The sequence below is a fragment of the Pseudomonas sp. 05N434 genome (assembly GCF_056396965.1).
On record NZ_JBFTMK010000347.1, the window covers coordinates 1 to 5,408 of the forward strand.

Annotated in this window: 7 protein-coding genes; 1 reads left to right on the forward strand and 6 read right to left on the reverse strand. The window is 62.2% G+C overall.

The window, feature by feature from the left end; translation table 11 throughout:
• The 6 genes from AC1DLB_RS20095 to AC1DLB_RS20120 form a co-directional block, all read right to left on the reverse strand.
• Positions 1-279, reverse strand: a 279-nt coding sequence (locus tag AC1DLB_RS20095; RefSeq protein WP_477785512.1) for a phage holin, lambda family, incomplete at its 3' end; no start/stop codon positions are given.
• 45 nt (positions 280-324) lie between these two features.
• Positions 325-537: a tail protein X gene (locus AC1DLB_RS20100; protein WP_477779301.1), complete on the reverse strand. Its 213-nt coding sequence runs from the start codon at positions 535-537 to the stop codon at positions 325-327.
• Complete coding sequence (locus AC1DLB_RS20105) at positions 537-998, reverse strand: head completion/stabilization protein (protein ID WP_477779300.1); 462 nt, start codon at positions 996-998, stop codon at positions 537-539. The genes AC1DLB_RS20100 and AC1DLB_RS20105 overlap by 1 nt, the downstream gene beginning before the upstream one ends.
• A 104-nt stretch (positions 999-1,102) precedes the next feature.
• The gene (locus AC1DLB_RS20110; RefSeq protein WP_477785513.1) at positions 1,103-1,801 is read right to left on the reverse strand and encodes a phage terminase small subunit; all 699 of its coding nucleotides are present in this window, start codon (positions 1,799-1,801) and stop codon (positions 1,103-1,105) included.
• 10 nt (positions 1,802-1,811) lie between these two features.
• Positions 1,812-2,822, reverse strand: coding sequence for a phage major capsid protein, P2 family (locus AC1DLB_RS20115; RefSeq protein WP_038979859.1), 1,011 nt, complete (start codon positions 2,820-2,822; stop codon positions 1,812-1,814).
• 42 nt (positions 2,823-2,864) lie between these two features.
• A complete protein-coding gene (locus AC1DLB_RS20120; protein WP_477779298.1) occupies positions 2,865-3,695 on the reverse strand; it encodes a GPO family capsid scaffolding protein in 831 nt (276 codons plus the stop codon).
• A gap of 155 nt (positions 3,696-3,850) precedes the next feature.
• On the opposite strand from AC1DLB_RS20120, the gene AC1DLB_RS20125 reads away from it, so the two are divergent.
• On the forward strand, positions 3,851-5,408 hold a 1,558-nt coding region (locus AC1DLB_RS20125; protein ID WP_477785514.1), incomplete at its 3' end, for a terminase large subunit domain-containing protein.

Here is a 5,408-nt window from a genome sequence, read left to right on the forward strand (position 1 = left end):
GCGTGTGCCTTCGACGCCCAGCAAGCCGATGACACCGCCGAAAAATGGCGCGGTCGATGCGGGGATACCCAGCAGCGACAAGCCATGGCTGGCGGCCAGTGCCAAGGCGCCGCAAAGCGGGGCCTCGATTGCCATGCGACGTAAAGTGCCACCGCCATACATGATCCGAAGGGCCGCGATGATCAGAGCCAGGATGCCGGCGTAGAGGGTCGGCCAGTTTTGTTCGAGCCAGGCGGCGAGCCAGGCCCAGGTATCGGGACGTTCAGGCATGCGTTTCATTCCATGGTCCAGTGTGGGTGGTTTCAAGGACGCGGCATGGGTGGGTCAGTCCCATAGGTTCACCATCTGCCGCTGCGGCGCGGCTGTTTGGGCTTCGGGCATTTGCACCGTCAGGCCATGGGGCAGCACCGGGCCGTGATCAGCCAGGCCAGGGTTCGCGTCGAGTACGGCTTCGGTCACGCCAGCGGTACGGCCGTAGTGACGCCAGCAGAGGGCGTCGACGGTGTCGTTTTGCTGGGTGCGGACGGTGACGGCCATCAGATCAACTCCACGGTGGTGCGGCCGAGGCCAAGGAAGTCACGGACCGCCCAGCGTTGATCGCGGCGCAGTTCGTCGATGCTTGGAGTGAGGTCGTCGGCGTTCTGGTTGCCGCTGTTGGTGGTGTCGTAGGAGCGGTAACGCTCGCAGATTTCCGCACCAGTCGCGGCGTAGATGGCGCGCTGGTACAGGTGGATGTATTGCGAGACGTCTTTGACCTTCTCGGCCGGGACGTCGGCGAGAGTGGCGTAGCCATTGGCTTGCTTGGCCCGGCGCCACTCGGTGAACTCGCGGTTGACGCTGATGGCAGCGGCGATGGTCGCGGTTTCCAGGCGAATTAGGGTGACGCTCGAATCGATTCTCAGCGTGCCGCGCACGTCATCCAGATCGATCGATGGCCAGAAAGGGTCGGTGTTGATGTGGCCGGTGGGGGCCGTGCCGCCCGCTACGAATCCGCTCATGGAACTGCGCTCTGTTATAGGTCGCCGGTGGTCGGGGCTTCACGTTCAGGAGGAGCGGCCTGGCCGATCTGCCCCGAGCCGGCGGGGTGCGTGGGGACGCTCGGTTATCCGCCAATGGCGGTGAATTTTTTGAGCAGGCGTTCGGCCCGCTCCAGATCCTTTTTGCCGCCGCAGGCATCGTGCAGCTCGATGGCCTTCTTTAGCAGGTCGATGCCGGCTTGCACTTGACCCGGTTGGCCGGGCTGTTCTTCGGTGACGCCTTCCAGCGTCGCGCGGCCCGTGGCCAGGAACAGCTTGGCGCGGGCCTGGTCAGGCATGTCTTCGGCGTCGGTCAACTCGGCGGTGCGGTGCAGGATGACCAGGTCGAACGGTTCACTGACCTTCTGCGCCTTGAACGCCGCCGTGGCGACTTCTTCGGCGACCAGACAGCCCAACGTGCGGGCGAAGCGGTCGGGCATGACCATCTTGTGCTTCAGCACGTACTGGGCAATGTCGAGGCCACCGGTGAARTCGCCGGCATCGAAGCGCCAGACCATGACGGTGGTCAGCACTTCGTCCYGGGCACCTTTGCCGGCCTCCAGCACGCCTTGCACGTAGGGCACGTAGTCCGGTAGCAGTTGTCGTTTGAGTTCGGCCTTGCCTTGGTTCGACTGCACCTGTTTCAGGCGCAGGCGGTCTTGCAGCAGTTGGTTGAGCTGATGCTCGTAGGCGGTGGCGCCGGCCATGGTCTGGGTGGGTTCGGCCGCTGCCGCCTCGATGGCGGCAGTGACCCGTTGGAAGTGGCGACGGCAGGGGTTCGTCATGGTCCACCCCTTACGACGCGATTTCGATGTTTTCGGCGAGCGAGGCGCATTCCAGATCCTCGATCACGTAGGCGTCGTTCACCGACTCGTAGTTCTCGACGCGGTCGCGCTTGGCGTTGTCGAGGACGGTGCGGCGACGGCTGCCTTCCTGCCAGTAGATCGACAGGTTTTCCAGCTTGGTGACCAGCAGCCCGCGGGCCGGGAAGTACGGCACGCGCACCGCCGGCAGGTTGCCCAGACGTTTCTGGCTGGTGACGATGTCGGCGGCCAGCATCTCGGTCGGGGCGTTGTCCTTGTTGATGATCGGGAAGTACTTGTCAGCCAGCAGCTGGCGACCGCAGATCACCACCAGGTCAGGGTCTTCCTGATACCACGGCGCAATGAACTCTTCGACCATGCTGAACACCAGGGCGTCGAGGTTGGTGAAGTCTTTGCCGGCACCGATGGTGATCTTGTTCGAACCCTCGACAACTTCCTTCATCACCCGCGCGGCGTTTTCGGTGCGCATCTTTTGCAGCCAGCCAACATTGACGTCCTGGCGTAGCGGGTTGGTCGCTGGGTTGGATGTGGCGGCGCGGCTGATGCCGTTCCAGCCGATCAGGATACGGTCCAGCGCCTGGCGCTTGAGGATCGCGTCACGGATGCGCGCCTGAAAGTCGGGGAACTTGGCCCAGGCATCCAACTTGCTGTAGCGCAGGTGGGTGTCAAAGTTGGTCTGTGAGCAGAAGTAGCCGCGGTCATCGAGGGTGGTGATGTCGGTGGTTTCGCGATCCTTCTGGGTGGTGTCGGTGGTGCCGGCGTTCGGCCCGCCGATGCCCATCCCGATCTTCTCGCCCATCTGTTCGGTCACACCGTAGATGTTGATCGCGCTGAGGAACTGACTGGATTCCTGCATGCGGGTTTCCAGCGTCTGGGTGACGCTCGGCGCCGTGGCGAACTTGGTGGTGACGTTGGGTACGCCGTGCAGCTTGGCCAACTGGCCGAGGTAGGCGTTGAAGAGGTTGCGGGTATCGTTGCGCATGGATGTCGTCCTTCGTTATTCGGGGCTTGGGGTGGGCCGGCTTCAGCAGTCGGTCATGACCTGGTTATCGCCACCGGTTACCGGAGGGCGCGTCTTCTGGCTGTGGTCTTGGGTGGTGGAGAGCTTGTCCTTCAGTTCGGTGAAGTCCTTGCTCAGCTGATCCAGTCGGGTTTGCAGGCCTGTGGAGAATTTTTTCTCGGCGGCCAGTTGCTCGGGCAGATCCTTGACGTGCTCAGCCACGGCTTCGACGGCTTCGCTGATCTGGGCGAACTCGGTGTCGTCCTTGGCTTGTTTGCCTTTGAGCAGGGTTTGCACCTTGCTGAAGAGCTGGGCACCGATGCCGGGCTTCTCTTCGATTTCCTCGAACGTCAGCTCGGTCTCGACCGCCTCGGTGAACATCGAGGTCGCGGAATAGTGGCGATCCTTGAACGGGCTGGCGTCAGGTTTCTGGGCTGAGAACGCCAGGACATCGGTGCCCAGGCTGGCTGGGGAATCCGTTACCCCCAGGCCAACGATGTAGGCCTCACCGGTGTCGGCGAAGCTGTCGTCGATTTCAATCGAGGTGTAGACCTTCTGCTTGGCCTTGTTCATGGCGATCAGGTCGGGCGTCGGCTCAATCTGGGCGAACAGAGCCAGCTTCTTCTGGCCATTGATGTCCACCTCTTCGGTCTTCACCGCGAGCACGTCACCGTAAGCCTTGAACGGACTGTCCGGCAGCACACTGCGGTAGTGCTCCAGCCAGATGCGGGCACCGTAGGTGGACGGGTTGAAGTTCTTCGCCGCCTGTTCCAACCAGTTGCGTTTGATGGTGCGCTTGTCAGAGGTAGCGCCCTCGACGGCGACGCGGAACCAGTTGCTGCGGAATTTCTTCATGCCGGGAATCCTCAATGCGTTGGGCGCTAAGTGCGTTGCAATGAGGGGCATGGTCGTGACGCGCGCGAGTTGCGGCAACGAGGCGGGACTGTAGGGGAGGGAGGTACAAGGGGCGGTGCTATTGAGTCGCAGGCATGGGCGGCAGCATCGCGGCCATGACTACGACCGCACTGCTGCCCATCGATCCCCGCCGCCAATCCAAGTTCCTGTACTGGATGGGTTGGCGTATCTGCGAGATTGCCGAGGCTACGGGCGAAAAGGAAAAAACGCTACACAGCTGGAAGGCCCGTGACGAGTGGGATCGGGCGGACAACGTCGAGCGCATCGGCGGGGCGCTGGAAGCGCGGTTGGTGCAGTTGCTCCTCAAGGACAACAAGAGCGGAGGCGATTTCAAGGAGATTGATCTGCTGCACCGGCAGCTGGAACGCCAGGCGCGGATCCAGCGCTATCAGGCTGGAGGTACCGAAACCGACCTCAACCCGAACCTGGCTAAACGCAACGCCGAGCCGAAGAAGAAAGCCCCGAAGAACGAGATCAGCGAAGRCCAGATCGAGCTGCTGCGCGAAGCCTTCATCGACGGCTGTTTCGACTATCAGAAAGACTGGTACCGGGCCGGCAATCAGCGTACCCGCGTCATCCTCAAAAGCCGGCAGATCGGCGCCACTTACTACTTCGCCCGCGAGGCCTTCATCGATGCTCTGGACACCGGGCGCAATCAGATTTTTCTGTCGGCCTCGAAGAACCAGGCCTATCTGTTCCGGGGCTACATTCAGGCGTTCTGCCGCGAGGTGATCGGCGTCGAGTTGACCGGCGATCCCATCGTCTTGCCCAACGGCGCCGAGCTGTTTTTCCTCGGCACCAATGCCCGTACCGCCCAGGGCTATCACGGCAATTTCTACTTCGACGAGTTCTTCTGGACGTTCAAGTTCGAGGAATTGAACAAGGTCGCCTCGGGCATGGCGATGCACAAGAAGTGGCGCAAGACCTACTTTTCGACGCCGTCGAGCATGGCTCACGAGGCGTACACATTCTGGACAGGCGAGCGCTTCAATAAGGGCAAGCCTGCCGCCCAGCATACGAAGGTGGATGTGTCCCATGGGGCGCTTCAGCAAGGGCGGTTCTGCGAGGATCGGTTGTGGCGACAGATCGTCACGATTCTGGACGCGGAGCGGGGTGGTTGCGACCTGTTCGACATCGAGGAACTGCGCCGCGAGTACAGTCCCGAGGCATTCGCCAATCTGCTGATGTGCGAGTTTGTTGATGACGGCGCGAGCATCTTCCCGCTGACCCTGTTGCAGTCGTGCATGGTGGACAGTTGGGTCGAGTGGGCCGAGGACTACAAGCCGTTTGCAATGCGCCCGTTCGGCGACCGTCAGGTGTGGATTGGCTACGACCCGGCCGAGACGGGCGACTGTTCGGGCTTAGTGGTGGTCGCGCCGCCGCTGGTGCCCGGTGGCAAGTTCCGCATCCTCGAACGCCACCAGTTCCGGGGCATGGACTTCGCCGCACAAGCTGCGTTCATCAAGAGCGTGTGCGACCGCTATTGGGTGACCTACATCGGCATCGATGTGACCGGTCTGGGCAGCGGCGTGGCGCAGCTGGTGCGTCAGTTCTTCCCGGCGGTGACCACCTTCAGCTATTCCCCCGAAGTCAAAACCCGCCTGGTGCTCAAGGCCTATGACGTGATCCACAAGGGCCGACTCGAATTCGACG